Annotated in this window: 26 protein-coding genes; 17 read left to right on the top strand and 9 right to left on the bottom strand. The window is 68.7% G+C overall.

Annotated features, from left to right (window positions below; translation table 11 throughout):
- Positions 1 to 2 precede the first annotated feature (2 nt).
- The 12 genes from ACG01O_RS02985 to ACG01O_RS02930 all read left to right on the top strand — a co-directional run bounded on the left by ACG01O_RS02985 (position 3) and on the right by ACG01O_RS02930 (position 9,682).
- Positions 3 to 785 carry a FliH/SctL family protein gene (locus ACG01O_RS02985; RefSeq protein ID WP_394381245.1) on the top strand — a complete coding sequence of 261 codons (783 nt, stop codon included), beginning with the start codon at positions 3 to 5 and terminating at the stop codon, positions 783 to 785.
- Positions 772 to 2,202, top strand: a complete 1,431-nt coding sequence (gene fliI / locus ACG01O_RS02980) for a flagellar protein export ATPase FliI (protein ID WP_394381243.1) — start codon at positions 772 to 774, stop codon at positions 2,200 to 2,202. The genes ACG01O_RS02985 and fliI overlap by 14 nt, the downstream gene beginning before the upstream one ends.
- 70 nt (positions 2,203 to 2,272) lie before the next feature.
- Entirely contained in the window at positions 2,273 to 2,728 is a 456-nt protein-coding gene (fliJ, locus tag ACG01O_RS02975; RefSeq protein WP_394381241.1) for a flagellar export protein FliJ, read from the top strand.
- A gap of 13 nt (positions 2,729 to 2,741) precedes the next feature.
- Positions 2,742 to 4,214, top strand: a complete 1,473-nt coding sequence (locus ACG01O_RS02970; protein ID WP_394381239.1) for a flagellar hook-length control protein FliK — start codon at positions 2,742 to 2,744, stop codon at positions 4,212 to 4,214.
- Positions 4,215 to 4,362: 148 nt separating this feature from the next.
- Positions 4,363 to 4,956, top strand: coding sequence for a flagellar basal body-associated FliL family protein (locus ACG01O_RS02965; protein ID WP_394381237.1), 594 nt, complete (start codon positions 4,363 to 4,365; stop codon positions 4,954 to 4,956).
- Between the two features lie 136 nt (positions 4,957 to 5,092).
- Positions 5,093 to 6,097 (top strand): flagellar motor switch protein FliM, encoded by a 1,005-nt coding sequence (gene fliM, locus ACG01O_RS02960; RefSeq protein ID WP_394381235.1) that lies wholly within the window; start codon positions 5,093 to 5,095, stop codon positions 6,095 to 6,097.
- The gene (gene fliN, locus ACG01O_RS02955) at positions 6,087 to 6,542 is read left to right on the top strand and encodes a flagellar motor switch protein FliN (RefSeq protein ID WP_394381233.1); all 456 of its coding nucleotides are present in this window, start codon (positions 6,087 to 6,089) and stop codon (positions 6,540 to 6,542) included. Before fliM ends, fliN begins: the two co-directional genes overlap by 11 nt.
- A 187-nt stretch (positions 6,543 to 6,729) precedes the next feature.
- Positions 6,730 to 7,050, top strand: a complete 321-nt coding sequence (locus ACG01O_RS02950; protein WP_394381231.1) for a FliO/MopB family protein — start codon at positions 6,730 to 6,732, stop codon at positions 7,048 to 7,050.
- Entirely contained in the window at positions 7,043 to 7,873 is an 831-nt protein-coding gene (fliP, locus tag ACG01O_RS02945; protein WP_394381229.1) for a flagellar type III secretion system pore protein FliP, read from the top strand. The genes ACG01O_RS02950 and fliP overlap by 8 nt, the downstream gene beginning before the upstream one ends.
- A 10-nt stretch (positions 7,874 to 7,883) precedes the next feature.
- Positions 7,884 to 8,153, top strand: a complete 270-nt coding sequence (fliQ, locus tag ACG01O_RS02940) for a flagellar biosynthesis protein FliQ (protein ID WP_394381227.1) — start codon at positions 7,884 to 7,886, stop codon at positions 8,151 to 8,153.
- A gap of 10 nt (positions 8,154 to 8,163) precedes the next feature.
- On the top strand, positions 8,164 to 8,928 hold the full coding sequence (gene fliR, locus ACG01O_RS02935; RefSeq protein WP_394381226.1) for a flagellar biosynthetic protein FliR: 765 nt from the start codon (positions 8,164 to 8,166) through the stop codon (positions 8,926 to 8,928).
- Between the two features lie 94 nt (positions 8,929 to 9,022).
- Complete coding sequence (locus tag ACG01O_RS02930; protein ID WP_394381224.1) at positions 9,023 to 9,682, top strand: glutathione S-transferase; 660 nt, start codon at positions 9,023 to 9,025, stop codon at positions 9,680 to 9,682.
- Positions 9,683 to 9,729: 47 nt separating this feature from the next.
- On the opposite strand, the gene ACG01O_RS02925 is transcribed toward ACG01O_RS02930, so the two are convergent.
- The 9 genes from ACG01O_RS02925 to ACG01O_RS02885 form a co-directional block, all read right to left on the bottom strand.
- A complete protein-coding gene (locus tag ACG01O_RS02925) occupies positions 9,730 to 11,046 on the bottom strand; it encodes an ABC transporter permease (RefSeq protein ID WP_394381222.1) in 1,317 nt (438 codons plus the stop codon).
- Position 11,047: 1 nt separating this feature from the next.
- Positions 11,048 to 12,217 (bottom strand): ABC transporter permease, encoded by a 1,170-nt coding sequence (locus tag ACG01O_RS02920; RefSeq protein WP_394381220.1) that lies wholly within the window; start codon positions 12,215 to 12,217, stop codon positions 11,048 to 11,050.
- Between the two features lie 148 nt (positions 12,218 to 12,365).
- Positions 12,366 to 13,061: an ABC transporter ATP-binding protein gene (locus ACG01O_RS02915; protein ID WP_394381218.1), complete on the bottom strand. Its 696-nt coding sequence runs from the start codon at positions 13,059 to 13,061 to the stop codon at positions 12,366 to 12,368.
- Positions 13,058 to 14,275 carry an efflux RND transporter periplasmic adaptor subunit gene (locus ACG01O_RS02910; RefSeq protein ID WP_394381216.1) on the bottom strand — a complete coding sequence of 406 codons (1,218 nt, stop codon included), beginning with the start codon at positions 14,273 to 14,275 and terminating at the stop codon, positions 13,058 to 13,060. Before ACG01O_RS02910 ends, ACG01O_RS02915 begins: the two co-directional genes overlap by 4 nt.
- A 171-nt stretch (positions 14,276 to 14,446) precedes the next feature.
- Entirely contained in the window at positions 14,447 to 14,971 is a 525-nt protein-coding gene (locus tag ACG01O_RS02905; RefSeq protein WP_394381214.1) for a YfiR family protein, read from the bottom strand.
- Positions 14,968 to 16,959, bottom strand: a complete 1,992-nt coding sequence (locus tag ACG01O_RS02900; protein ID WP_394381212.1) for a TonB-dependent receptor plug domain-containing protein — start codon at positions 16,957 to 16,959, stop codon at positions 14,968 to 14,970. Before ACG01O_RS02900 ends, ACG01O_RS02905 begins: the two co-directional genes overlap by 4 nt.
- 4 nt (positions 16,960 to 16,963) lie before the next feature.
- Positions 16,964 to 18,268: a diguanylate cyclase domain-containing protein gene (locus tag ACG01O_RS02895; RefSeq protein ID WP_394381210.1), complete on the bottom strand. Its 1,305-nt coding sequence runs from the start codon at positions 18,266 to 18,268 to the stop codon at positions 16,964 to 16,966.
- A complete protein-coding gene (locus ACG01O_RS02890) occupies positions 18,237 to 18,884 on the bottom strand; it encodes a response regulator (RefSeq protein ID WP_394381208.1) in 648 nt (215 codons plus the stop codon). Before ACG01O_RS02890 ends, ACG01O_RS02895 begins: the two co-directional genes overlap by 32 nt.
- Positions 18,881 to 20,038, bottom strand: coding sequence for a hybrid sensor histidine kinase/response regulator (locus tag ACG01O_RS02885; protein WP_394381206.1), 1,158 nt, complete (start codon positions 20,036 to 20,038; stop codon positions 18,881 to 18,883). The genes ACG01O_RS02890 and ACG01O_RS02885 overlap by 4 nt, the downstream gene beginning before the upstream one ends.
- Positions 20,039 to 20,237: 199 nt before the next feature.
- Between ACG01O_RS02885 and ACG01O_RS02880 the strand changes: the two genes are divergently transcribed.
- The 5 genes from ACG01O_RS02880 (at position 20,238) to ACG01O_RS02860 (ending at position 26,049) form a co-directional block, all read left to right on the top strand.
- Positions 20,238 to 20,705, top strand: coding sequence for a hypothetical protein (locus tag ACG01O_RS02880; RefSeq protein ID WP_394381204.1), 468 nt, complete (start codon positions 20,238 to 20,240; stop codon positions 20,703 to 20,705).
- Between the two features lie 53 nt (positions 20,706 to 20,758).
- On the top strand, positions 20,759 to 21,121 hold the full coding sequence (locus ACG01O_RS02875) for a response regulator (protein ID WP_056199337.1): 363 nt from the start codon (positions 20,759 to 20,761) through the stop codon (positions 21,119 to 21,121).
- A gap of 30 nt (positions 21,122 to 21,151) precedes the next feature.
- On the top strand, positions 21,152 to 23,299 hold the full coding sequence (locus ACG01O_RS02870) for a chemotaxis protein CheA (RefSeq protein WP_394381201.1): 2,148 nt from the start codon (positions 21,152 to 21,154) through the stop codon (positions 23,297 to 23,299).
- 28 nt (positions 23,300 to 23,327) lie between these two features.
- Positions 23,328 to 23,852: a chemotaxis protein CheW gene (locus ACG01O_RS02865; protein ID WP_394381199.1), complete on the top strand. Its 525-nt coding sequence runs from the start codon at positions 23,328 to 23,330 to the stop codon at positions 23,850 to 23,852.
- Between the two features lie 82 nt (positions 23,853 to 23,934).
- Entirely contained in the window at positions 23,935 to 26,049 is a 2,115-nt protein-coding gene (locus ACG01O_RS02860; protein WP_394381197.1) for a methyl-accepting chemotaxis protein, read from the top strand.

The following is a 26,049-nucleotide window of genomic DNA, read 5'->3' as shown; positions in this document are numbered from 1 at the left end:
CCATGGCCACCCGTCAACCGCCCCGCCAGGTGCCCCCGCCCGACCGCCGCGAAGGCGAACGGCGCGGCAGCTACGCCCGCTTCATTCCCGGCGAAGAGGTGCAAGGCGCCAAGGCCTGGTCGCTGGACCACCTGGGCGATTCGCCCGCGTCGCCCTTTGCGCCCATGCGCCCCGGCGCAGCGCCCGCGCCCGCACCGGCCGCCGCGCCGGTGGAGCCCCCGCCGCCGCCCGAACCCAGCGCGCAAGAGCAGCTGCACGCCGCCCGACAGTCCGGCTATCAAGACGGCTACCGTGACGGCATGGCCGCGCTGGACGCCTTCAAGCAAAGCTTTGCCCAGCAGATGAGCAAGCAGATCGGCGCCGTGGTCACCAGTTTCGATGCCGAAATGCGCGGGCTGGAAGACGCGATGGCCGCCTCGGTGGCCCGCATTGCCGTAGAGCTGGCGCGCCAGGTCGTGCGCAGCGAACTGACGCAAAACCCCGAGCTGATCGCCCGCGTGGCGCACGATGCCGTGGAGGCGCTGCAGCTCTCGGCCCGCCATGTGCGCGTGCGCGTGAACCCCGCCGATTTCGACCTGGTGCAAGACGGCGCGGGCCACGAGCTGGAAGCCCGCGAGGCCCAGCTGGTGCCCGATGCCGAGGTGGCCCGCGGTGGCGTGAAGGTGGACGCCGACATCGCCAGCGTCGACGCCACCCTCGCCGCCCGCTGGCAGCAGGCGGTGTCCGCCATCGGCCAGCAGTCCATCTGGGAAGACCGCCGCGGAGGCGCGGATGACGACGCCTGAGCGCACCGAGCGCTGGCAGCGCTACCTGACCGACCTGGAAACCCTGGCCAGCAACGCCGCGCCGCTGGAGTCGCACGGCAAGCTGGTGCGCGTGGCGGGCCTGGTGCTGGAGGCCACCGGCATCAAGGTGCCGCTGGGTTCGGTGTGCCGCATCCAGATGCCCAGCAGCGGTGCCAACCCGCGCCGGGGCGCCGCACCGGTGAATGCCGAGGTGGTGGGCTTCTCGGGCGACCGGGCCTACCTCATGCCCACCGACGAAGTGCAGGGCCTCTCCAGTGGCGCCACCGTGGTGCCGCGCCACCTGCCGCCGCTGGCACCGCAGCTGGGCCAGCCGCTGCACCCCTGGCGCCGGGGCGAAGACCGTGGCCTGCACCTGCCCATGGGCGACGGACTGCTGGGCCGCGTGGTGGACCCGCACGGCCACCCGCTGGACCGCGGCGGCGAGCTCACCCGCATCCACAACGAACCCATGGTGCGCCGCCCCATCAACGCGATGGACCGCGACCCCGTGCGCCGCCCGCTGGACACCGGGGTGCGCGCCATCAACGCCCTGCTCACCGTGGGCCGAGGCCAGCGGCTGGGCCTGTTCGCCGGCACCGGCGTGGGCAAGTCGGTGCTGCTGGGCATGATGGCCCGCTACACGCAGGCCGACGTCATCGTGGTGGGCCTGATCGGCGAGCGCGGCCGCGAAGTGAAGGAATTCATCGAAGACATCCTCGGCGAGGAAGGCCTGCGCCGCAGCGTCGTGGTGGCCGCCCCGGCCGACGCACCGCCGCTGATGCGCATGCAGGGCGCCCACTACGCCACCGCCATTGCCGAGCACTTCCGCGACGAAGGCCGCCACGTGCTGCTGCTGATGGACAGCCTCACCCGCTACGCCATGGCCCAGCGCGAAATTGCCCTGGCCATTGGCGAGCCGCCCGCCACCAAGGGCTACCCGCCCAGCTGCTTTGCCAAACTGCCACAGCTGGTGGAGCGCAGCGGCAACGGCCTGCCCGGTGAAGGCTCCATCACCGCCTTCTACACCGTGCTGACCGAGGGCGACGACCCGCAAGACCCGATTGCCGACGCGGCGCGCGGCATTCTGGACGGCCACATCGTCCTCTCACGCGAACTCGCCGAGGCCGGCCACTACCCGGCCATCGACATCGAACGCTCCATCTCGCGGGTGATGACCAGTGTTGCACCGCAAAACCAGGTCGATTCCGCCCGTCGATTCCGCCAGCTTCTGGCGAAATACAACAAGGCCCGCGACCTGATCCAGCTCGGTGCCTATGCCCCGGGCAGCGACCCCGAGCTGGACCTCGCCGTGCGCCTGCATGCCGACATGACGCGGCTGCTGCAGCAGGACATGCACAGCCCGGCACTTCTTCACGCCAGCGTCAGTCAATTGCAGGCCGTGGTGCAGGGCGCCTGAAGCGCGCACCGGCAGCGGCCGATAACGATGGGGTGTGGAACCGTCCGGTCCGCACCGCGCTGGAGATCGCATGAGTGCCACTGCCACCGACACCTTGAGCCTGCTGCTGGAGCGCGCCGAAGACGAGCGCGATGCGGCAGCCCGCGCGCTGAACGCCGCCAGCAACCAGGCCCAGGCCGCCCGCGCCCAGCATGGTGAGCTGACCGGCTACCGGCAGGAGTACGAGCAACGCTGGACGCAAACCTTCGCCCGCGCCACCACCATGGACATCGTGGCCTGCTACCAAACCTTTGGCCAGCGGCTGGACCAAGCCGTGGTGACCCAAGGTCATGTGGCCCAGCACGCCGACCAACGCCAGGCCCGCGCCCGAGACGCGCTGCGCCAGGCGGAATTGCGTGTGGCCGCGCTGAAGCAGTTGATCGCCCGCCGCCAGGCCGAGGCCCTGCGCCAGACCCAGCGACGCGAGCAACGCGCCACCGACGAATTTGCCGCCCGCGTGCAGCTGCAGCGGGCCGCCCACTCTTGAGCCGAGGCGCCCCATGATCAGCACCGCCCAGGCCACCGCCGCCAAGCCCGCCACCCCACCCGCAGCCCTGCCCGCGTCGGGCACCAGCAACGCCGCATCGGCCCTGGCCGGGCTGAGTGGCGCCAACTTCGCCCGCCTGCTCAGCGAGCAGGCCGTGCCGACCTCCACGCCAACCTGCACGCCAACCTCAGCGCCGACCGCCGAGCCCACCGCAGCGCGCAGCGCCGAGCCGTCCTCGCCCCACTCGACGGCGGCCAAGGCGGCGGCCCCCGCGCCGCAGGACGCGGCCCCGGCGCCGGCCCGCAAGGTTTCCGCCGCACCGGCCAGCAAGGCCCCCGCCTCCACCACGCGCCCCGCTGACGGCCGCCCATCGACCCGTGAACTGCAGCCCCCCGGCGAAGCCGCCGCCGACCCCGGCACCGCAGACGCCCTGAACGCCGCCACCGCCAGCGAGGCGGGAGACGGCCGCGACGCCCTCGAAGCCCCGGCTGACGACGCCAGCGCGGGCCTGGCCGAGTTCACCCAGCTCATCGGGCTGACCCCGGCCGCCGCCCCGGCGCTGCCCACGCCGGCCAACACCACCGCAGCGACTCAACTCGCCGACGGCGCCGGAGGCGATGCCACGGCCACCGCCGCAGCGGGTACCGCCCGCCACGGCCGGGCCCTCGCCCACGCAGACGCCGGCGCCACCGATGCCGACAGCACCGCCGCGAACGCCAGCGTTGATGCCGACGCCGACACGGGCTCGGCCACCGCACGCGCTGCAGGCCGCACCACGCCCCCAGGCGACGGCACGTCATCAGCCACCGCCGCGCGCCCCGCGCCCCCCCCGGCGGCCGCCAGTTCCGCCGCCGCCGCGCGGCAAGACGCGACAGCCAGCGCCGAACGCAGCGCCAGCCTCGCGCCCGCCCAGCGTGACGCGGCCAGCGCAGGGCCCACCGCCTTGCCGACCGCCAGCGCCAATCCGCAGGCCTTTGCCGCCGTGATGCAGCCGTTGTTGGGAGGCGCCGCCGACACCCGCTTCACGCCGGAAGCCACGGCCCGCGTGCACGCCTCGCTGCACAGCACCGCGTTTGCGCCGGAGCTGGGCACCCGCGTCAGCCTGATGGCGGTGGATGGCGTGCAGCACGCCGAACTTCAACTCAACCCCGCCGAGATGGGCCCCGTGACGGTGCAGATCGTGCTGGACGGCAGCCAGGCCCAGGTGTCGTTCCAGGCGGTGCAGGCCGAAACCCGCGCCGCGCTGGAGCAAAGCCTGCCGGATCTGGCGGCCGCCTTGCAGGGGCAGGGCCTGACGCTGTCGGGCGGGGGCGTGTTCCAGCAAGCGCAGCAAGACCCGGGGGCATCCGACAACCGCAATTCGGGTGCTGAGGGTGGCCGCACCGGCTCCGCCAGTGCCCGTGGCGCCCCGGGCGGCGCGGCCGACACCGCACCCGCGGCCTCGGCACCACGCCGGTCGGTGGGCCTGCTCGACACCTTTGCCTGAACCTGAAGACCGCCCGGAAGTGGAAATAGCCACGGCTGGCTTGAGCTAATCGGGGCTTGGCCCGTGAAGCCGAAGTCAATAATCGGCTGCAAAGGTGCCCACGGTCCGCGCCCTGCGGCACGGGTGACAGACGTTTGAAGGAGTTCACATGGCGAACGCGCCGGCTGCTGAAGCCGCCCCGCCCAAGGCAGGCGGCAGCAAGAAGCTGATCATCATCCTCGCAGCCGTGCTGGTGCTCGTGCTGGTGGGGGGCGGTGCCGCCTTCATGCTGCTCAAGAAAAAGCCGGCCGAGGAAGGCGAGGAAGGGGCGGAGGTGCACGAGCCCGCACCCAAGCCCAAGGCCCACGCCAAGAACGACCACCCGCCCACGTTCGTGCCGCTGGACCCGTTCACCGTGAACCTGGCCGACAAGGACGTGGACCGCTTTGCGCAGATCGGCGTCACCCTGCAGGTGGAAGACCCGAAGTTCGCCGACCAGATCAAGGCCTACATGCCGGCCATCCGCAGCAACATCCTGATGGTGCTGTCGCACAAGACCGCCTCTGAGTTGCTGACCCGCGAAGGCAAGGAAAAGCTGTCGCGCGAAGTGATGCGCGAGTCGGTGCGCCCGATGGGCATCGAGCTCGACGACGAAGACGAAGAAGACGCCGACGCGGCCAAAAAGAAGAAGAAGAAAAAGAAGAAGGCCCAAGTCGAAAGCCCCGTGACCCAGGTGCTGTTCTCCAACTTCATCGTGCAGTGACCATGACGCCCCTCGCCCCCTCTCGCCCCGCTGAACGCAGGCGCGCCCACTCGGCCCATCGCCATGGCGTGCCGGCTCGGGCGCGAGCCGGCGCTCAACCTGCGACGAAGGTCACGGGATCTCCAGAGGCCTCGGCATGAATCAGCAGATTCTTTCCCAAGACGAAGTCGATGCACTGCTCCAGGGCATCACCGGCGAGAGCCAGAAGCTCGAAGCCGAGGAGGAGCAGGTTGGTGGCATTCGCGAGTACAACCTCGCAAGCCAGGAACGCATCGTCCGTGGGCGCATGCCCACGATGGAAATCATCAACGAGCGGTTCGCGCGCAACATCCGCGTGGGCCTGTTCAACTTCATCCGCAAGAGCCCGGAAGTCGCCATCGGCGGCATCAAGGTGCAGAAGTACAGCGCCTTCCTGCGCGAGATCGTCGTCCCGACCAACTTCAACATCGTGTCGGTGAAGCCGCTGCGCGGCAGCGGTCTCATCGTGTGCGACCCGACGCTGGTGTTCGCCGTCATCGACAGCCTGTTCGGCGGCATCGGCAAATTCCACGCCCGCATCGAAGGCCGCGATTTCTCGCCCACCGAGCAGCGCGTCATCACCCGCATCGTCGAGGTGGTGCTGCACGAGTACCACAAGGCCTGGAAGGGCATCTATCCGCTGGAGCTGGAGTACCAGCGCTCGGAGATGCAGCCCCAGTTCGCCAACATCGCGACACCCAGCGAGATCGTGGTGTCAACCTCGTTCACGCTGGAAATCGGCGAGACCAGCGGCACCATCTACTTCTGCATCCCGTACTCCACGCTGGAGCCCATCCGTGACGTGCTCTACAGCACCACGCAGGGCGACTCCACCGAGCCCGACCGCCGCTGGATCAACCTGCTGAAAACGCAGATCCAGGCCGCCGAGGTGGAACTGGTGGCCGAGCTGGGCACGGCCCCGGCCACCGTGGAGCAGTTGCTGGCGTTCAAGCCGGGCGACTTCATCGAACTCGACCTGGACCCCGTCATCCAGACCAAGGTGGACGGGGTGCCGGTGTTCCAGTGCCACTACGGCACGTCCAATGGCCGATACGCCCTCAAGGTCGACCAAATGCTGACTGGCTCGCAGGAAAGCTGGTTGGGAGCGAAACATGAGCCCTGATACCCCGAGCCAAGACGAACAAGACGCAATGGCGGCGGAATGGGCGGCGGCGCTGGCCGAAGCCTCCGCCGCCCCAGCGGCCTCTGCCTCCACGGAAGTGGTGTCCGAAGTGGCGCCGGAGCAGGTGTCCACACCCAGCTTTGCCAACTTCTCGCCCACCACGGCGGGTGGCCCGGCGGGCGACATCAACATGATCCTGGACATCCCCGTCCAGCTGACTGTGGAACTGGGCCGCACGCGCATCCCGATCAAGAACATCCTGCAACTGGCCCAAGGCTCGGTGGTGGAACTGGACGCCCTGGCCGGCGAGCCCATGGACGTGCTGGTCAACGGCTACCTGATCGCCCAGGGCGAGGTGGTGGTGGTGAACGACAAGTTCGGCATCCGGCTGACTGACATCGTCACGCCGTCTGAACGCATGCGGCGCCTGTCCAAGGGCGCTTGAGCGGACCACCCCCTTAAGCGCTTCGCGCCCCCTCCATGGGGCGACCTCGTGCGCCCGGCAGAGCCGGATCGCCGAGGTCTGCGCGAAGACGCAGCGCCTTCGGCGGCAGCAGTCGCAAGACGAGGCGGGGTTTCAATGGCTATTTGAGGCGTTCAAGGCCTCAAGTCGCTCCGCAGAATGCCGAGGCATGAATGCTTCCGGCCTGCTTCCTTTTCTCTGGTTCCTCGGGATCGTCGCGCTGATCCCCGTCGCGCTGTGGCTGCTCAAGCGCACGCCGATGGGTGGTGCTGCGGCCGCGGGCGTGCTGCGCGTGGTGGCGCAGTTGCCCACGTCCCCGAACCAGCGACTGCTGGTGGTGGAAGTCGGCCAGGGCGAAGACCGCCGCTGGCTGGTGCTGGGCGCCACGGCCCAGAGCATCACCACACTGCACACGCTGCCCCCGCAGGCTGAACCTCCGGCGCCCGCGTCCTTCGCCCAGTTCCTGAAGAAGGAGCAAAAGGATGCTTGAGCCCCTGACCCCACCTTCAGGCGCAGCCGGGCAAGCGCCTCGCGTGCCGGCCGTGTGGCGTCGGCCCGCCGTGAAAGCGCTCGGTGCAGCAGCGGCCACGGCCGCGCTGTGCCTCGTGTCCGGCGCCGCCGTCGCCCAGTCCCAAACCCCACCGGCCACCCTGCCCTTGCTCGTCGGCCAGGGCGCAGGCGGCAGCTATTCGGTGCCCATCCAGACGCTGCTGTTCTTCACAGCGCTGGGCTTCCTGCCGGCAGTCATCCTGATGATGACGGCCTTCACTCGCATCGCCATCGTGCTGAGCCTGATGCGCCAGGCGCTGGGCACGCAAGCCGCGCCGCCCAACCAGGTGATCGTGGGCCTGAGCCTGTTCCTCACCTTCTTCGTGATGAGCCCCACGCTCGACAAGGTGTATGCCGACGCCTGGCAGCCCTACAGCGCCGGCACCATCGCGTTCGACGAGGCGCTCAAGCGCGCCGAAGTGCCCATGCGCGGCTTCATGCTCAAGCAAACCCGCCAGGCCGACGTGACGCTGTTTGCCCGCCTCGCCAAGCTGGACAACAACATCAAGCCCGAGGACGTGCCCTTCAAGGTGCTGGTGCCTGCCTTCGTGACGAGCGAGCTCAAGAGCGCCTTCCAGATCGCGTTCCTGATCTTCATCCCGTTCCTGGTGATCGACATGATCGTGGCCAGCGTGCTGATGAGCCTCGGGATGATGATGCTGTCGCCCGTGCTCGTGGCCCTGCCCTTCAAGCTGATGCTGTTCGTGCTGGCGGACGGCTGGAACCTGCTGCTCGGCTCGCTTGCCGCCTCCTTCGCCACCTGACGGCCCCGCCATGGACGCTCAACAAGTTTTCACCTTCGGCCAGCAAGGCCTGTACGTGCTGATGCTGGTGTCGGCACCGGTGCTGATCGTGGTGCTGCTGGTGGGGGTGGTGATCAGCGTGATCCAGGCCGCCACGCAGATCAACGAGTCCACGCTGTCGTTCGTGCCCAAGGTGCTGGCCGCCATCTTGACGCTGGCCATCGCTGGCCCCTGGATGGTGACCACGCTGGTCGAGTACATCCAGCGCACGCTGCAAACCATCCCGTCGGTGGTGGGCTGAGGCCCGGGCCATGTTCAGCGTCACCGAGGCCCAGCTGCTGGCCTGGCTGAACCCGCTGCTGTGGCCGTTCATCCGCACGCTCGCGCTGTTTGCGGGCATGCCCACGTTCAGCCAGCGCAACGTGCCGCTGCGGCTGCGCGTGGGGCTGAGCCTCTTCATCGCCGTGGCGGCGCAACCCTCGCTGCCCGACATCCCGCCCACGCCGCTGGACTCCCTGCCCCTGCTCACCCTGCTGGTGGCGCAGCAGCTGCTGATCGGCCTGTCCATGGGCTTTGCGGTGCGCATCGTGTTCGCGGCGCTGGAGTTCGCAGGCGAAATCATCGGCCTGCAGATGGGCTTGAACTTCGCCGGCTTCTTCGACCCCAGCACCGGCGCGCAAGGCACGGCCAGCGCCCGCTTCTTCGGCAGCATGGTGGCCTTCCTGTTCATCGCCATCAACGGGCACCTGCTGCTCATCAACGCGCTGGTGCAGAGCTTTCACACCTTCCCGGTGGGGGGCGAGCCCTTCGCCTTCCTGCGCGCCGCGGCACCGCAGCAGTGGGGGGCCGAGATCTTCAGCATTGGCCTGTGGATCTCGCTGCCGCTGATCACCATGCTGATGTTCGTGAACCTGGTGCTGGGCGTGATCTCGCGCGTGGCGCCGCAAATCGGCGTGTTCTCGGTCGGTTTTCCGCTGACGGTCAGCGTCGGTTTGATCGGCATGGTGGCCACGCTGCCGCTGATGCAGACGCCGTTCACGGTGGCGCTGGAGCGGTTGCTGGCGGCGTTCAGCTGAAGTGCGCGCTCTGGGCCCGAGCCGCCCCCCCGCTGCGCTGCGTTCGACAATCCGCCCTCGCCCCCCCGCTGAACCGAGGCGCCGGCCTCCACCCATGAGCGCAGTCCACACGCCGCCCTGCCCGCGGCTCTACACCTTTCGACGCTGCCCGTACGCCATGCGCGCCCGCATGGCGCTGCTGCAAGCCAGCCGGCCGTTCGACGCGGTCGAGGTCAGCCTGCGCGCCAAGCCTGCGAGCTTGCTGGCCCTCTCACCCAAGGCCACCGTGCCGGTGCTGCAGTTGCCCGATGGGCGGGTCATCGACGAGAGCTGGGACATCATGCGCTGGGCCTTCTCGGCCAGCCCGGCGCAGGGCTGGTGGGACCGCGCCCAGTCGCCCGACAACCTGAACCTGCTGCAGCGCAACGACGGTGATTTCAAGCACCACCTGGACCGCTGGAAGTACCCGCAGCGCTACACCGGAGACGCATTGACACCCGAGGCCCACCGCGACGGGGCGGTGGACGCGCTGCTGCACCCGCTGGAAAGCCGCTTGCGCGACGCACCCCACCTCGGGGGCGACACGCCCTGCGCCACCGACCTGGCGGTCATGCCCTTCGTGCGCCAGTTCGCCGCCGTGGCGCCCGACTGGTTTGCCGGGCTGGAACTGCCGGCGGTGCGCGGCTGGCTCCACGCCTGGCTCGCCCACCCGCTGTTTGTGGCCTGCATGGCCAAGCTGCCCGACGACGGCGTGCATCGTTTCCCGTCGCTCTGATCGCAAGGCGCAGCCGGCCGGGGTCCAGGCCCGCCGCGCCGGCCCGCTCAAGCCTCCCGCAACGCCGTCGTCACCGGCAGGCTTGCCGCCCGCACCGCCGGGAACAGCCCGCCCACGAAGCCGATGGCCAGGGCCCACTTGATGCCCTCCCACAGCAGCTGCGGCGACACGGCCAGGTTGAAGCTGAGCTTGCCCACGGCGCCCGCGGCCATGGTGGAGGCCTCGAAGCCGTTGAACAGCAGCCAGGCAATGCCGCCGCCCACCAGCCCGCCGATCAGCGCGAGCAGCGTGGTTTCCAGCATCACGGCCACCACCACCGGCAGGCCCCGAAAGCCGATGGCGCGCAGCGTGGCGATTTCGCGGGCCCGCGCCGCCACGGCGGCGAACATGGTGTTCAACGCACCGAACACCGCGCCCACGGCCATGATGGAGCCCACCACGATGCCGATGATGCGCAGCACCTTGGTCATCTGCTCGCTTTGCTTGGCGAAGAAGTCCAGCGTGGTGCTGGCCTTGACCTTGAGCTGCGGGTTGTTCTCCAGCGCCTCGCTGAAGGTCTTGATGGCCGCCGCGCTTTCCAGCTTGACGGTCGCCGAGTTGCGGCCGCTGCCGCGCTTGTAGGCGTCGTTCACGACGTTGGCGTCGGCCCAGAGTTCCGACTCCATCGCGTCGCCCGAGGCAAAGATGCCCACGACCGTCCAGGGCTGGTTGCCAAGCTTGAGCGTGGCGCCCACGGTGAGCCCGTTGAACTGCCGCACCGCCCCCTTGCCGACCACGATTTCCCGCAGGCCCGGCTGGAAGCTGCGGCCCTCGACGATCTTGGCGTTGGGCCGCACGGCGAATGCGGCTTCGCTGATGCCGCGCACCTGCGCACTGCCCGAGTCCCCCGCCTTGCCGCCCTTGACCGGCAGGTTGGCCGCCACCACGGTTTCGGCCGACACGATGGGCTCGCCCTTGGCATTGCGCGCAATGCCGGGGGCTTGCTCGATCTGGACGATGTCTTCGCGGCTGAGCGAGGACGACACCTCGTTGGCCGACGCGCCGCGCATGACGATGGCGGTGTCCAACGAGCCGGAGTTGCGCAGCGTTTGCGCATAGCCCTCGGCCATGGCCAGCAGCGCCACCAGCACACCCACCACACCGGCAATGCCCACCACGATGACGGCCGACGACCCCAGCCGCTGCGTGAGCGTGCTGATGCCGACCGACGCCACCGAGCGGGTTTGCATGCCCGAGCGGAACAGGGCCATCCACACCGCCAGCAGCACCGCCAGCGCCAGTGCGCCCTGCCAGGGCAGCATGACCCAGCCGGCCAGCAGCAGGACCGTGAGCAGCGCGAGGCCGAGGTTCTTAAGGAGCTTCATCTCATGCCCTCCCAGCCAGTGCATCGGTGATGTTCACGCGCATGGCGCGCAGCGCCGGCATCGCCCCCACCAGCAGTCCGAACAGCAGGGCCAGGCCGCCGCCAATCAGCCAGCTCGTAGCGCCCGCCGCGGGCAGGTTCAGGGCGCCGCCGCTGCCGGCTGACACCGCCGGCCCGATCACGCTGGCCAGCAACAAACCCACGCCGCCGCCGATCAACAGCAGCAGCACCGACTCGGCCAACACCATGGCCAGCACGCTACCCCCCGAGAACCCGAGCGTCTTGAGCACCGCAATCTCGCCGGTGCGCTCCCGCACGGCCTGCATCATGGTGTTGCCCGCGAGCAGCAGCAGCGTGAAGAACACGGCGCCCATGATGGAGGTGACGATCAGGTTGATGTCGGCCACTTGCTTCATCCAGCTGGACATGGCGGCCGCCTCGGTCTGGGTGCGGGTTTCGTGGTCGGAGTTGGCGGAGATTTCGTCAATCGCCTGCAGCACGCGGTCGGCCTGGTTCACGTCCTTCACCCGCGTCACGTACCAGCCCACCTGGCCCTGGTTCCACGGCGTGGTGTCGTCGAAGTATTTCCAGTTCAGCAGGAACATCTGGCTCCACCAGCCGGCGGCCTTTTTGTCGGCCACCTTGATGATGCCGACGATGGTGAAGGGCCAGTTCTGGCTGCCGTTCTTGTCCGGAAAGATGGTGGACTGCATGGGCACCTGGTCGCCCACCTTCCAGCCGAACTTGGTGGCCAGCTGCTCGCCCACCAGCGCACCGTTCTTGGTCTCGGCAAAAGCCTTGCGGTGCTCGGCCGAGACTTCCATCTCCGGATAAATGTCCAGGTAGTTGGGCGACACGGCAAAGCTGAACACCGCGTTCTCGGGCTTTTGGTAGGCGCCGCCAAACCAGTTGGCAAAGGCCACGTCCTTCACGCCGTCGATCTGCCCGATGCGCCCCTGCAGCGACATGGGCAGCAACTGGATGAAGCTGAGCTTGGAGCCCGTCTGCAGCCGCTGCGCGCCGTTGGCGCTCTTGCCCGCCTGGTCAAAGCCCACGCGCACGGCGTCCAGCAGGCCGAACAGCAGGAAGGCCGTGATGATGGACACCAGGGTCAGGAAGGTCCGGCCCTTGCGCCGGAACAGCGCGGCCCAGATGAGGTGGAGGTATTTCACTGTCGAACTCCTTTCGACGACCGAGGTTTGCGGGCCGAGCGCTGGGCCGCTCCCGAGCCGGCCCGGCCAGGCAATGCGGGCTGGTCAACCCAGCACGCGTTGGCGTCCCCTCGGGGGACCGGCCAACGTACTTGTTGGACGAGGGGCTTCATGCCGTCTCGGCTTCGCTCACCAGCGTGCCCTTGTCCAGGTGCAGGGTGCGGCTGGCGCGGGCGGCGGCGCGCGGGTCGTGGGTGACCATCACGATAGTCTTGCCATGCTCGCGGTTCAGCGCCTGCAGCAGGGTCAGGACGTCTTCGGCGGACTGGCGATCCAGGTCGCCGGTGGGCTCGTCGCACACCAGCAGGGTCGGGTCACTCACGATGGCCCGCGCAATCGACACCCGCTGCTGCTGGCCGCCCGACAGCTCGGTGGGCTTGTGCGAGGCCCGGTCGGCCAGGCCCACCAGCTGCAGCGCAATCGCCGCGCGCTTCTTGCGTTCACCGGCCGACAGCTTGGTCAGCAACAGCGGCAGCTCCACGTTCTTCTGCGCCGACAGTGTGGGCATGAGGTTGTAGAACTGGAACACGAAGCCCACGCGTGAGGCGCGCCACTTGGCCAGGGCCGCGCCCGAGAGCTTGTCGATGCGATCGCCGCCCACCGCGATGGAGCCGCCCGTGGGCGCATCCAGCCCGCCCATCAGGTTCAGCAGCGTGGTCTTGCCCGAGCCCGAAGGGCCCATCAGCGCCAGGAAGTCGCCCTGGGCCACGTCGAGGTTGATGTTGTGCAGCACCTCCACCTTCTGCTTGCCGCGGGCGTAGACCTTGGACAGGTCGCGGATCTCGATCAGTGCGCTCATGCTCATTCCTTGTTGGAGACGGTTGACCCCTGCTTCAGCTCCGCGGGCGGCGACACGACGACCGTCTCACCCGCTTTCACCCCCTCGGTGGCCAGCTTGAACTTGCCGACGTCGCCGCCCAGCTTCACCACCCGGCGCTCGGCGCGGTTGTCCTGCACGACGAACACCGCGGGCCCGCCGTCGCGGTCCACCACGGCGTCGGGCGGCAGCAGCACGCCCGGTGCGGGCTTGGCCTGCTCCTTGGGCTTGGCGGCCAGGAAGGTGACGCGCACGCCCATGTCGGGCACCACGCGGTCGTCCTTCTTCTCCAGCGCCACACGCACCTTCACGGTGGCCTTGCCGCGGTCGGCGCTCGGGATCACGGCCACCACGTGCGCCGGGATCTTCCAGTCGGGGTAGGCGTCCAGCACGGCTTCGCACGGCATGTCGGCCTTGACCTGCGCGATGTAGGCCTCGTTGACGTCGACGTTCACCTCCAGCGAGTCCATGTCGACGATGGTGCCCACGCCGGTGCGGGTGTAGCCGCCGCCGGCCGACAGCGGCGAGATGATTTCACCCACCTGGGCGGCCCGCGCCGTGACGACACCATCGAACGGCGCCCGCACGGTGGCGTAGTCGAAGTTCACGCGTGCCTGCCGCACCTGGGCCTGTGCGGCCTCGATCTGGCGCTGCGAGGCCTCCAACTGGGCGCTGACGGTTTTGACGGCGGTGGCCGCCTGCTCGCGCGACTGGCGCGTGGTCATGCCACTCGCGTTCAGTTCGGCCTGGCGCCGCTCGTCGGCCTGGGCCTGGGCGAGTTGGGCGCGCAGCTGGCCCTGGTTGGCTTCCGCGGTGCGCACCTGCGCCTCGGCGGCGGCCAGACCGGCTTTCAGGCCGGTGTCGTCCAGCCGCGCCAGCACCTGGCCCTTCTTGACCTTGAAGCCCTCGTCGATCAGCACCTCGGTGAGCGTGCCGGTGATCTGGGCCGACACGGTGGCCATGCGCCGTGCGGTGACGTAGCCGGTGGCCTGCAGCACCGCATCGGCCGCTGGCCCCTGCCCGTTGGCGCGCACGGTGGTGGTTTGCACCGCCACGGGCTTGGCGCCCGCCAGCCACCACCAGGCGCCGCCGCCCGCCACGGCCAGCACCACGGCACCGGCCGCCGCGCCCCAGATCCACCGCGGCATGCCGCCGTCGTGGTCCTCACGCTGCGCGCCGTCAATGCGCAGTTCCTTCAGCAATCCGGTGTCGATGACGCGCTCCCCAGAGTTGCCGCCAGCAGGCGGATCGGGGCGGATTGTGTACAGACAGCGCTATCCGTCTACAGGGGTTTTGACGAACGGCAAGCTGCGGCGCCGAAACGTCGAAAAGCGCAGATGAGTGGGCGGTTGAAGGGGGCCGGAGCCCCCGGGTCAACGCACTTCGCGGGCCAGCTTCAGCACGGGCGCGGCCAGGCTCAGCCCGCGTTTTTTAGACTCGCCGTGGTTGACGGCAAACGCCATGCCTTGGGGTTCGGTGATGAGCGCAATGCACACCCCCGCCCGCAGCGCCTCCGGGCTGGTGGCCACCACCAGCACGGGCGAGTCCGGCACGGCCGACACCCACTGGCGCAGCGTGGCCGCGTCCGGGTGGCCCAGCACCAGCACCTGGCAGCCGTGGCTGGCGTCCTTCGGCTCGGTCAGGCTGCGCACGCGGATCTGCGCGCCGCCCACGGCGCGGCTGGCCAGCCCTTTCACCGCCTCCAGCCCCGAAGCCGGCAAACCCGCCGCGCACAGCGACAGGGTTTGCCCGTCCGCCGCCGACGCCGGCCATTGCGTGTACTGCGCCAGGCGCAGCACGAAGGCGGCACGCAGGCGGTCTTCGTCCAGGCTGTCCGCCCGGGCCCGCGCCAGCGCTGCGCTCACCAGCAGCAACAGCAGCAAGGACCAGGCCTTCATGGCGCATCCCCCCGCCAGGTCACGCCGGCCTGCCAACGCGTGCCTTCCAGGCGACGCGGCGCGGCGTAGCCCGCCCCGCTGGACTCCGAATACGCCCGGCCGCCCACGTTGTCAGCGCCGACGAACACATCCCAGCGCCGGCTGGGCTGCCACAGCAGGTGCGCCCGCGTCTGCGCGTAGCCGGGCAAGCGCTCATCGCCTTGCCGCTCGGAGGTGGCCCAGCCGTTGAGCGACAGGCGCAGGCCGGTGTCGGCCAACGGCACCTGCAGCATCCACTTGAGCGTGCGGGCCGGGCTGTAGGCCTGGCGGCTGCCGTCTGCAGCCCGGTTGTGCTGGCCCAGCGCGCTGAGCTGCAGTTGCCAGCCCTTGCCCCACTGCCCCTGCACGCCCAGTTCGGCCCCGCGTGATTGCGCCACGGCGGTGTTGGCAAAGGGCTGCGCGCGGCCGCGCTCGATCAGGTTGGTCAGGTGGCTGGTGAACCACGAGCCCTGCCAACTCCAGCCCTCCAAGCCCGGAATGCGGCCCTGCCACGCCACTTCCAGTGTGCGCAGCCGCTCGGGCCGCAGCGGGTCGGCCCGGGCCGACTCATTGAGCGCCTGCTCGAAACGGTTGGGCGCGCGGAACGCGGTGCCCCACATCACCTTCAGGCTCTGCCCTGGCACGGGTGACCACACCCACGCCGCGCGCGGGTTCCAGCTGGACTCGCCGCCGTGCACGCCGTCTTGCCGCACGCCCAGCACCAGGCGCTGTCGCTCGGCCAGGCGCCATTCGTCCTGCAGGTAAAAGCCCAGGCGCTGGGCGGCGTAGTTCTCGTCGCTGGGCGGGTCGCCGATCAGCTCGTAGCGGAAGCGCTGGGTCTTGTCGCGCTGCCAGTCCATGCCGAAGGTGGTGGTGTGGCTGTTGCCCGCGTCCCCACCCCAGCTGCGCGCCAGGCGCAACTCGGCCAGCCACCAGCGGCCCAGCGCCTCGAAGCGGCTGGTGCGCAGGTCTTGGGTGGTGTCGTCGGCCTGGTCCGCCCGGTAGCGCGATTCCTGCCACGCCACGCCCAGGTGCAGGTCCCAATCGCCCGCCGTGCCTTCCCAGCCAGTCTGTGCGTAGCGTTCGCGCATGGCGTTCACGCTGCCGGTGATGTCGCCCGAATTGGGCAGGAAGCTGTAGGTGCCGCGGTCGCGCCACACCTCCCCCACGCGCGCAGTCCAGCCCGAGGCGCGAGCACCGACTGACCAGCGCTGCACGCGGTCCCATTCCAGCGGCAACAGCTGCGCGTGGTACTCCTGCGGTTCGCCGAACTGCAGGCCGGGGTGCGGCTCATGCTCGCTGCTGAAGGCGGCCGTCCATTCGGCGCCGCTGTCCAGCCGCTGGCCATAGCTCAGCCGAGTGGCCACCTGCCCGCGCGGCGCGAAGCTGACCTGCCCCTGCGGGCCAGCCAGCGTGTCCGCATGGCGGGTGACGATGTTGATGACCCCCAGCAACGCGTTGCCGCCGTACAGGGCCGAGCCGGGGCCGGGTGTGAACTCCACGCGCTCGATCAGGCCGACGTCGACGAAGAACTCGCGGTTGGCCGGGCCGGCGTCGTAGATGTTGTCGTTGAGCCGCAAGCCGTCCAGCAGGAATAGCACGCGGCCGTTGAAGTCGCCCGGCGCCACGCCCCGCACGGCCACCCGGCTCACTTCGCCGTCTTCGCGCACCTCGAGGCCGGGCATGAGCCGCAGCACATCGCCGAGGTTGCGCAGGCCCAGGCGGGTGATGTCTTGGCGAGTGACCACGCGGGTCACGGCGGGGGCGAGGTCGGCGCTCTGGGCCTGGCGCGAGGCGGTGCTGACGGCCACGTCCGCGGCGGCGCCGCGGCGCTCGGTGCGCAGCAGGTCTTCAAGGCTGGGCAGTTCGGCGGCCTCGGGCGCCGCAACCCCCGTGACGGCGGGCGCGGGTAAGCCCGTATCGGGCGTTTGGGCGGCGGCCGCGCTGCTGATCAGCAGGGCCGCCGCCAAGGCTTCAAGGGCTGGGCGTCGTGCTGCGCCCTGCCCTGCGGTACGTGTTCTTGCCGGCATGTTTGGCAGCGTACATGGCGGCATCGGCCGCTTGCAGCAACGACTGCGGGTCGGTTGCGTCATCAGGCACGAAAGCCAGGCCTACGGTGGCCCCCACCGGCTGCACTTCGCCTTGAAGCAACAGCGGCTGACGCACGCTGTCGATCAAACGACCGGCCAGTTGCTCCACGGCTTCGGGGTCGGCCACATCCGCCACCAGCAAGGCGAACTCGTCGCCACCCAGGCGGAACAACCGGTCGCTGGCCCGCAACACGCTGCCCATGCGCCGGCCCACCTCCACCAGCACCGCGTCGCCCGCCGCATGGCCCAGGCGGTCGTTCACGCCCTTGAAGTTGTCCAGGTCGATGAACAGCAGCGCGAGCCGGTGGCTCAGCGAGTGCTGGGGGTTGTGCAAGTCGACGAACAGCCGCTCCAGCGTCAGCTCGAAGGCCAGGCGGTTGGGCAAGCCGGTGAGCGTGTCACGGTGCGCCAGCTGCTGCAAGGCGCGGCCGGTCTGCTGCTCCACGGCGAGTTGCTGGGTCATGTCTTCGTGCCACACCTCGATGCGGCGCAGCATGCCGTTGAAGCGCTCGGCCAGGCGGCCCACTTCGTCTTGCTCACGCACGGGGGCCCGCAGGCTGTAGTCCTGGCTGGTGGCCACGCGCTCGGCCAGGCGCGACAGGGCCACCAGCGGAGCCAAGGCGCGGCGTTGCGTCCAGCGCAGCAGCAGACTGGCCCCCACGAGGGACAGCGCCAGCACGCCCACCGCACCCGCGGCGAGTCGCACCAGCGTGGCGTTGAGCGCCTCAAAACTCTCCACCCAGGCCAGGCTGCCGATGCGCTCGCCCTGCAGCATCACCGGCACCACCAGTTGCACCTGATTCCAGTCCACGGCCACCGGGCGCGTGGGCCACGGCGCCGCGGCGGCTTCGGACGGCCAGTGCGCGAACGCGGCCCCGGCGGCATCGCGCACGGTCAAGGCTTGCAGCCCATCACGCCGGCTGAAGGCCACAAGCGCATCGCGCGTGGCCTCACGGTCATGGAAGGCCAGTGCCGGAGCGAGGTTTTCCGCCAGCCATTGGGCCGACTGCTCCGCCCCGCGCAGCTGGGCTTCGCGCAGGCTGTGATACACCCAGGCCGCCAGGGCCAGCGAGCTGAGCAGCAACGCCGCGCCCATCACCGCCACGCTCAGCCGCGTGAGGCGTTTGACGAGCGAAGGCGCGCGCGTGCGGCGCGGCTCAGCTGGCGACGAGTCCGTTGCGGATGGCATACACCGTCAGTTCGGAGTTGTTGGCCAACCCCAACTTCTCCAGCACGCGGGCACGGTAAACGCTCACCGTCTTGGGGCTGAGCATCAGTTCTTCTGCAATGTCCGACAGGCGCTTTCCAGACGCGATCATCACCAGGGTCTGAAGTTCACGATCCGACAGTTTGTGGTGTGCTTGCTCCGCCACAGGCGCGGTCAGGCTTTCCACCAACATCTGCGCGATCTCTGGCGTGACGTATTTCCGCCCCTGGGCCACCGTCCGCACCGCCTGCACGAGCGAAGCGGGGTCGCCGCCCTTGTTGACGTAGCCATACGCCCCGGCCCGCAACGCGCGGATGGCGTACTGGTCTTCGGGGTACATCGACACGATCAGCGCGCGCACCGGGTTGCCTTCGTCCTTGAGCACATGCAGCACATCCAGACCGCTGCGGCCGGGCATGTTGATGTCCAGCACCAGCACGTCGCAGGGGTTGTCTTTGCCCAGGCTGTGCAACAGGCCGCGCAGTTCGGTGTAGTCGCCGGCTTCGCCCACGACCTCGATGTCTTGCGCATCGGCCAGCGTGTCGCGAATGCCCCGGCGGATCAGCCCGTGGTCGTCACACAAGATGACGCGGATCATGCTCGCCCCCAAATCGATTGCCCTTCATCCACGCCCAGCTCGGCCTCGTCGTCCAGCGCGTCGATGGCGTCTTGCGCCAACGGCACGGTCAGGATGAGGCTGGTGCCCCCGCCCGGCGTGCTGGACAGATCCACCCAGCCGCCCACCGTGGCCGCCCGCTCGTGCAGCCCGCGGATGCCGAACGAACGTTCCTTGGCCAGATCGCTGGCGCCCATGCCGCAGCCATTGTCCCGAATCTCCAGCGTCAGCACGCCGGAGTCCTGGCTGAGCTCCACGGTCACGCGACTGGCCTGCGCGTGCTTGGACACATTCGTCAACGCCTCTTGCGCGGTGCGGTAGGCCACCAGCGGCACACCGGCCGGCAGGTCGAGGTGTTCCTCGCCCACGCGCAGGGCGGCTTCGATGCCGGTGCGGCGCTCGAACCGGGCGGTCAGCCACTGCAACGCAGCCACCAGGCCTTGCTCCAGGATGGCCGGGCGCAGGTTGTGCATGATGCGCTGGCTGGCCTCGATGGCGGCATTCACAGTCTCCAGCGCCGACGCCACCCGCTGGCGCACCTCGGGGGTCTGGGCATGCCGGTCGATCCACGCAAGGTCGAACTTGATGGCGGTGAGCGAGCCGCCCACATCGTCGTGAATCTCCCGAGCAATCGCCGCCCGCTCCAGCTCCACGCTGGTTTGCAGGTGGCCGGCCAGTTCGTGCAGCCGCTGCTTGGAGCGCACCACCTCTTCATCTGCCCGCTGACGGGCGCGTTCGGAATCGGCAGCCTCCACCGCGTGCAGCAGCGCTGGAGCCAGGCGATGCAGGCTGCTCTTGAGCAGATAGTCCGAAGCGCCGTCGCGCATGGCACCCACGGCAATGTCTTCGCCAATCTCGCCGGACACCAGAATGAACGGCGTGGCGCGATCCCGGGCCCTCAGGGCTTCCAGCACCTGCAGGCCCGAGTAGCCGGGAAGGTTGTAGTCGGAGATGATTGCATCCCAGGGACGCTCCAGCGCCGCCAGCACCGCCGGCAGCGCATCGAGCCTCTCGATGTCCAGGCGCAACCCGGCTCGCAGCAGTTGCGCCAGGATGAGTTGATGATCGAGTTCGGAGTCCTCGACATGCAGCACGCGCAGTACCCGGGAGCCCGGTTCCAGACCAGAAATCGTCATGGGGGCGCAGTATGCCGCGCACCGGCAACAACACCCGCAGGCTCACTCAATGGGGGTCAGACCGGTAATACGGCTCGTTCTCGCGACATCTGGACGCCGACACGTGCCGAAATGGATATGAACATGCCATGATGCATTCGCCCTGAGGGAAACCACAGGGCATTGGGACAAGAAGCAAGCATCCCCTCGCGGAGACACGATGCAGACAGATTCATCCACCGCCGCTGATTTCGACGGAGCTGCGGGCGCCATGCCGCTGCTGGCGGCAGCGGAATTGCAGGATCACCTGATGACGGTGACCAACGATCTGGAGCGGCTGCAACGCCTGCTCGACGACGCCGGCGAAGCCCTGTCGACGCACTTTTTCAGCGCGTCCAGCCAGACCATGACCCTGCTGAGCAATAGCGACGGCACCGCCGCCTCGGACGGGCTCAAGCAAATCATGCAGGACATCGCCGCCGCGATCACCGCGCTGCAATTCCAGGACATGGCCACGCAGCTGATCGCCCACACCAGCCAACGGCTGCGCAACTGCGCCGACCAGCTGGCCCGCGACACCTTCGGCATGGACGACGAGGACGGCGTGGCCGTCGTCGAGATCGCGCCGCTGCGCCCCAACCCGGTCACGCAAGACGAGATGGACGCCGGTTCCATCGAACTCTTCTGACCTCACCCGTTCACTTCGCCCCCAGGCAACACGTTCCCTCGGAGAAAACTCAAATGCACTCAATCCTCGCTGTCGACGACTCGGCCTCGATGCGCCAAATGGTGGCCTTCACGCTCAAGAACGCCGGCTTCAACGTGGTGGAAGCGGTGGACGGGCAGGACGCTTGGGAGAAGTCCGGTCAGCGCGACTTCGACCTGGTGCTGACCGACCAGAACATGCCCCGCATGGACGGCATCAGCCTGACCAAGAAGCTCCGCGAGAACCCGAAGTTCAAGACCACGCCCATCCTGATCCTGACCACCGAGTCCAGCGACGCGATGAAGCAAGCCGGTCGTGCGGCGGGCGCCACGGGCTGGTTGGTGAAGCCTTTCGATCCGGCCAAGCTGATCGAAGTGATCGGCAAGGTCATCCGCTGAAGTCAGTCGGTTCCACAGGGAGCACCAGCCATGGGTGACATGACTTCCGAAGGCGCCAGCATCAGCGCTGGTATCGATCTCAGCCAGTTCTACCAAGTCTTCTTCGAGGAAGCCGGGGAGAACCTCGACAACATGGAGCAGCTGCTGCTCAATGTGAACGTCGAAGCGGCCGACGATGAAGAACTCAACGCCATCTTCCGTTGCGCGCACTCCATCAAGGGCGGCGCGGCCACGTTCGGCTTCAGCGATGTCGCTGAACTGACGCACCAGATGGAGACGCTGCTGGACAAGCTGCGCCGGCATGAACTGCAACCCACGGCCCCCATGGTGGACGTGCTGCTGCAGTCGGGTGACGCCCTGCGCGCCCAGCTCGGCCGCCACCAGGGCTCCGGCGCCGACCCGGTGGACACCACCGAACTGCTGTTCAACATCAAGAGTTTCGTGGAGGGCGGCAGCGCCCCCGCGCCCGCCGCACCCGCGGCTGCGCCGGCCCCCAAGGCCCAGGCCGCAACACCTGCCCCCGCACCGGCGGCCGCTGCTGCCGCTCCGGGCGCCGGTGCCCGCTTGCTGGAACTGCAGGTCGGCCCCCTGCCCGACCCGAGCATTGCCGACAACCTCGTCGAGCTGTTCAAGGAAATCACCGACCTCGGCACCATCGAGCCGCTGGACGCCGGTCAAAGCTCCGACGGCATGCGCCGTTTCAAGGTGCTGACGAGCAGCACGGACAACGACCTGCTGGACCTGTTCACCTTCCACGTGGCCCGTGAGCAGGTGAAGTTGACCACGCTCGGCCCCGGCTTCGGCTTCTATGACGGTGCCCCGGGCGCACCGCCTGCTGAAGCCCCATCCGCCGACCCCGGCTACGGCTTCTTTGATGATGCCCCGGGCGTGCCGTCGGGTGCCGCCGAGCCGGTCGCTGCGGCCCCGGCCGAAGTCAAGCCCGCCGCTGCCATCGTGCCGGCCCGCCCGACTCCGCCGGCCAAGACGGAAGCCAAGCCCGCCGGCGGTGGCCTGGACCAGACCACGCTGCGCGTCTCCATTGAAAAGGTCGACCAGCTCATCAACCTCGTCGGCGAGCTCGTCATCACGCAAGCCATGCTGGCGCAGAACAGCCGCGAGCTGGACCCAGCCATCTACCAGCAGCTGACCTCCGGCCTGGCCGACCTGGAACGCAACACCCGCGACTTGCAAGAGTCGGTCATGTCGATCCGGATGATTCCGATGTCGACGGTGTTCAACCGCTTCCCGCGCATGCTGCGCGACCTCGCCGCCAAGCTGGGCAAGAAGGTCGAGCTGGTCACGCAGGGTGAAGCCACCGAGCTGGACAAGAGCCTGGTCGAGAAGATCACCGACCCGCTCACCCACCTGGTGCGCAACAGCTGCGACCACGGCATCGAAATGCCGGCCGACCGCATCGCCAAGGGCAAGCCCGAGCAAGGCACCATCACCCTGGTGGCCTCGCACCAAGGCGGCAGCATCGTCATCGAAGTGCGCGACGACGGCCGTGGCCTGAACCGCGAGAAGCTCATCAAGAAGGCCCGCGAAAAGGGCATCGACGCGCCGGACACCATGACCGACGCCGAATGCTGGAACCTGATCTTCGCGCCGGGCTTCTCCACCGCCGAGCAGGTGACGGACGTCTCCGGCCGCGGTGTGGGCATGGACGTGGTGAAGAAGAACATCACCTCGCTGGGCGGCACGGTCGAGATCGACTCCGCCGAGGGCTACGGCATGAAGGTGTCCGTGCGCCTGCCGCTCACGCTGGCCATCATGGACGGCATGAGCGTGGGTGTGGGCGACGAGTGCTACATCCTGCCGCTGAGCAGCGTGGTCGAGTCCTTCCAGGTGCAGTCCGACACCATCAAGACGGTGGCCGGCTCCGGCCGCGTCGTCGAAGTGCGCGACGAATACATGCCGGTCATCGAACTGGAGAAGGTGTTCGATGTGCCCCGCTTCGACTTCGAGCACGTCAGCTCCATCATGGTGGTCGTGGAAGCCGAAGGCGGCCGCGTGGCCCTGCTGGTGGACGAACTCCTCGGCCAGCAGCAAGTCGTGGTGAAGAACCTCGAAGCGAACTACCGCAAGGTCAACGATGTGTCGGGCGCCACCATCATGGGCGACGGCCGCGTGGCCCTGATCCTGGACGTCGGCAGCCTCGTGCGCCGGTCCCGCCACTGACAAACCCAATCAACACAGAGAGGTCCGCATGGAAGCCAGCAACGTCCCCGCCCTGCGCCAGCAAGGCGCCGTCACTGCCAAGTCCCATGGCCCGGCCAGTGGCGAATACCTGACCTTCCGACTCGGTTCGGAGGAGTACGGCATCGACATCCTGAAGGTGCAGGAAATCCGCTCGTACGAGCAGCCCACCCGCATCGCCAACGCGCCTGACTTCATCAAGGGCGTGGTGAACCTGCGCGGCGTGATCGTCCCCATCGTCGACCTGCGACTCAAGCTGGGTTGCCCCACCGCTGAGTACAACAGCTTCACGGTCGTCATCGTGCTGAACGTGAAGAACCGCGTGGTCGGCGCGGTGGTGGACTCGGTGTCCGACGTGCTGGAGCTCAACCGCGACGCCATCCGTCCGGCGCCTGAGCTCAACGCCGCGTCGGTGGACACCAGCTTCATCACCGGCATCGGTGCCGTGGGCGAGCGCATGCTCATCCTCATGGACATCGAAGGCCTGATGAGCAGCGCAGACATGGGTTTGATGGACGCCGCCATCGCCGCCTGACCCCTGCGCTGACTTTTCCCGGAAGGCTCTGCGCACCCGCAGGGTGGCGGAGCCCGTGTCGCCAGATTCTTGGGAGCTAGGTATGAGTCAGCCCGTTCAATCGATCGCGCGACAGGTGTCGCTCACGGGTGCGGTCGCCGTGGCCGCCGTGTTGTTGGTGGTGAGCCTCGTGGTCGGGGCGCTGCTCAAACGCTCATCAAGCGAGCAAGTGCGTGTCTGGGTGACGGACCAGGCCGACTTGCTGGTTGACGCGATGCAGGCCATGGACGAAGTGGCCGCCAAGCAGGTGCAACGCAGCTTCGGCTCGTTCCGCCAAGAGTTCGGCCCGAGCTTCACGCTGGACGAGGCCACCGGCGAGTTGCGCGATTGGGGTCCCAAGCTCAACGGCAATTTCACCCAGGTCGACAAATTCGCGGCCGTGAACGGCGGCGTGGCCACCGTGTTCGCCGCCAAAGGCCAAGACTTCGAACGCATCACCACCTCGCTGAAAAACGAGAAGGGCGAACGGGCACTGGGCACCTTGCTCGACCGCCAATCCGCGGCGTATGCCGCCATCACCAGCGGCAAGGCCTACACCGGGCGCGCACTGCTGTTCGGGCGGGCCTACATGACCCACTACGAGCCGATCAAGAACGACGCGGGCAAGACCGTCGGCATCTTGTTCATCGGCTACGACCTCGATGCCTTCGAGGCGGCCATGAACCGCATGTCCGAGTCGGCCAAGTTCTTCGAGCACGGTGGCACCTACATCGTCGCCATGCCCAAGGACCCGAGCAAGGCCCAACTGGCCGCGCACCCCACCGCCAAGGGGAAGTTGCTGTCGGCCGTGGCACCTGGGTTCGAAAAAGTCCTCGCCGAGCAGACGGAAAACACGGTCGTGCTCGGCGACGTGCCCGACGTCTTGGGCACGGGCCAAACCGACAACTTCGCCATCGGACGCAAGAGCGAGAAGACCGGTTACTGGGTCGTTGCGCAGGTGTCGCGCAGCGAAGCTGAAGCCGCCGGGCGCAGCACCCTGTGGTTCTTCTGGGGGGCGCTGGCCCTGACCGCTGTGGGCCTGGGCTTCGGCCTCATGTGGATGATGCGGCGCTGGGTGGCGCAGCCCTTGGTGACCTTGCAAGGCGCCGTTGGCGCGATTGCCGACGGCGACCTCAGCCGCCCGGTCAGCAGCACGCGCCGCGACGAGATCGGCCAGCTGATTGCCGACGCCGAGCAAATGCGCCAGCGCCTGGCCAGCACCATCGGGACGGTGCGCCATTCGGTGGACAGCATTGGCACGGCCAGCACCGAGATCGCCTCGGGCAACCTCGACCTGAGCCAGCGCACCGAGGAAACCGCCGGCAGCCTGCAAAACGCCGCCTCGTCCATGAGCCAGCTGACCGGCACGGTGCGGCAGACGGCCGATTCCGCGCGCACCGCCAACCAGTTGGTGCAGTCCGCGGCGTCCGCCGCCACGCGTGGGGGCGAGGTGGTGGGCCAGGTGGTCACGACCATGGACGAGATCAATGCGGCCAGCCGCAAGATCGCCGACATCATTGGCGTCATCGACGGCATCGCCTTCCAGACCAACATCCTGGCCCTGAACGCCGCGGTGGAAGCCGCACGCGCCGGCGAACAGGGCCGCGGTTTTGCGGTGGTGGCGGGTGAAGTGCGTCTGCTGGCGGGCCGCAGCGCCGAAGCGGCCAAGGAGATCAAGAGCTTGATCGGCAACAGCGTGGAGCGCGTGGAGAACGGCGCCCGCCTGGTGCAAACCGCAGGCAGCACCATGAGCGAGATCGTCGCCAGCGTGCAGCGGGTGCAAGACATCATTGGCGAGATCAGTTCCGCCGCGTCGGAGCAGAGCGAAGGCATTGCCGCCGTGAACGGCTCGGTGGTGCAGCTGGATCAGATGACCCAGCAAAACGCAGCGCTGGTGGAAGAGTCCGCCGCGGCCGCCGAGAGCTTGAAGGAACAGGCGCAGCGCCTGGTGGAAGCGGTGGCCGTGTTCCGCGTGTCTGGCCACGAGACCGCGACGCGTGCGGCCCCCAGCCCTTCTCGCAGCACGGCAGCCAGCACCGCCCCCAAGGCCGCATCCGCGCGCCCGGCGGCCACGCCTCGCGCGCCGGCCACCGCCGCCCCACGGGCCTCAGCGCCGCGCCCTGCCCCCGCACCCGCTGCTCCCGCGCCGGCCGACGACGGAAACTGGGAAACCTTCTGA

The organism is Pelomonas baiyunensis, from assembly GCF_043555935.1.
Classification (GTDB): Bacteria; Pseudomonadota; Gammaproteobacteria; order Burkholderiales; family Burkholderiaceae_C; genus Pelomonas; species Pelomonas baiyunensis.
The sequence above is the reverse complement of the archived record's forward strand: the minus strand, read 5'-3'. Positions and strand labels throughout refer to the sequence as shown.

What these genes read in the sequence shown, in the direction of transcription:
- ACG01O_RS02965 (WP_394381237.1), top strand. Translation starts at nt 4,363, where the DNA reads ATGGCGAACGCGCCGGCTGCTGAAGCCGCCCCGCCCAAGGCAGGCGGC.
- fliN (WP_394381233.1), top strand. Translation starts at nt 6,087, where the DNA reads ATGAGCCCTGATACCCCGAGCCAAGACGAACAAGACGCAATGGCGGCG.
- ACG01O_RS02930 (WP_394381224.1), top strand. Translation starts at nt 9,023, where the DNA reads ATGAGCGCAGTCCACACGCCGCCCTGCCCGCGGCTCTACACCTTTCGA.
- ACG01O_RS02970 (WP_394381239.1), top strand. Translation starts at nt 2,742, where the DNA reads ATGATCAGCACCGCCCAGGCCACCGCCGCCAAGCCCGCCACCCCACCC.
- ACG01O_RS02950 (WP_394381231.1), top strand. Translation starts at nt 6,730, where the DNA reads ATGAATGCTTCCGGCCTGCTTCCTTTTCTCTGGTTCCTCGGGATCGTC.
- ACG01O_RS02985 (WP_394381245.1), top strand. Translation starts at nt 3, where the DNA reads ATGGCCACCCGTCAACCGCCCCGCCAGGTGCCCCCGCCCGACCGCCGC.
- fliP (WP_394381229.1), top strand. Translation starts at nt 7,043, where the DNA reads ATGCTTGAGCCCCTGACCCCACCTTCAGGCGCAGCCGGGCAAGCGCCT.
- ACG01O_RS02870 (WP_394381201.1), top strand. Translation starts at nt 21,152, where the DNA reads ATGGGTGACATGACTTCCGAAGGCGCCAGCATCAGCGCTGGTATCGAT.
- ACG01O_RS02915 (WP_394381218.1), bottom strand. Translation starts at nt 13,061, where the DNA reads ATGAGCATGAGCGCACTGATCGAGATCCGCGACCTGTCCAAGGTCTAC.
- ACG01O_RS02905 (WP_394381214.1), bottom strand. Translation starts at nt 14,971, where the DNA reads ATGAAGGCCTGGTCCTTGCTGCTGTTGCTGCTGGTGAGCGCAGCGCTG.
- ACG01O_RS02865 (WP_394381199.1), top strand. Translation starts at nt 23,328, where the DNA reads ATGGAAGCCAGCAACGTCCCCGCCCTGCGCCAGCAAGGCGCCGTCACT.
- fliQ (WP_394381227.1), top strand. Translation starts at nt 7,884, where the DNA reads ATGGACGCTCAACAAGTTTTCACCTTCGGCCAGCAAGGCCTGTACGTG.
- fliM (WP_394381235.1), top strand. Translation starts at nt 5,093, where the DNA reads ATGAATCAGCAGATTCTTTCCCAAGACGAAGTCGATGCACTGCTCCAG.
- ACG01O_RS02925 (WP_394381222.1), bottom strand. Translation starts at nt 11,046, where the DNA reads ATGAAGCTCCTTAAGAACCTCGGCCTCGCGCTGCTCACGGTCCTGCTG.
- ACG01O_RS02880 (WP_394381204.1), top strand. Translation starts at nt 20,238, where the DNA reads ATGCAGACAGATTCATCCACCGCCGCTGATTTCGACGGAGCTGCGGGC.
- ACG01O_RS02890 (WP_394381208.1), bottom strand. Translation starts at nt 18,884, where the DNA reads ATGATCCGCGTCATCTTGTGTGACGACCACGGGCTGATCCGCCGGGGC.
- ACG01O_RS02895 (WP_394381210.1), bottom strand. Translation starts at nt 18,268, where the DNA reads ATGCCATCCGCAACGGACTCGTCGCCAGCTGAGCCGCGCCGCACGCGC.
- fliJ (WP_394381241.1), top strand. Translation starts at nt 2,273, where the DNA reads ATGAGTGCCACTGCCACCGACACCTTGAGCCTGCTGCTGGAGCGCGCC.
- ACG01O_RS02885 (WP_394381206.1), bottom strand. Translation starts at nt 20,038, where the DNA reads ATGACGATTTCTGGTCTGGAACCGGGCTCCCGGGTACTGCGCGTGCTG.
- ACG01O_RS02875 (WP_056199337.1), top strand. Translation starts at nt 20,759, where the DNA reads ATGCACTCAATCCTCGCTGTCGACGACTCGGCCTCGATGCGCCAAATG.
- ACG01O_RS02860 (WP_394381197.1), top strand. Translation starts at nt 23,935, where the DNA reads ATGAGTCAGCCCGTTCAATCGATCGCGCGACAGGTGTCGCTCACGGGT.
- fliR (WP_394381226.1), top strand. Translation starts at nt 8,164, where the DNA reads ATGTTCAGCGTCACCGAGGCCCAGCTGCTGGCCTGGCTGAACCCGCTG.
- fliI (WP_394381243.1), top strand. Translation starts at nt 772, where the DNA reads ATGACGACGCCTGAGCGCACCGAGCGCTGGCAGCGCTACCTGACCGAC.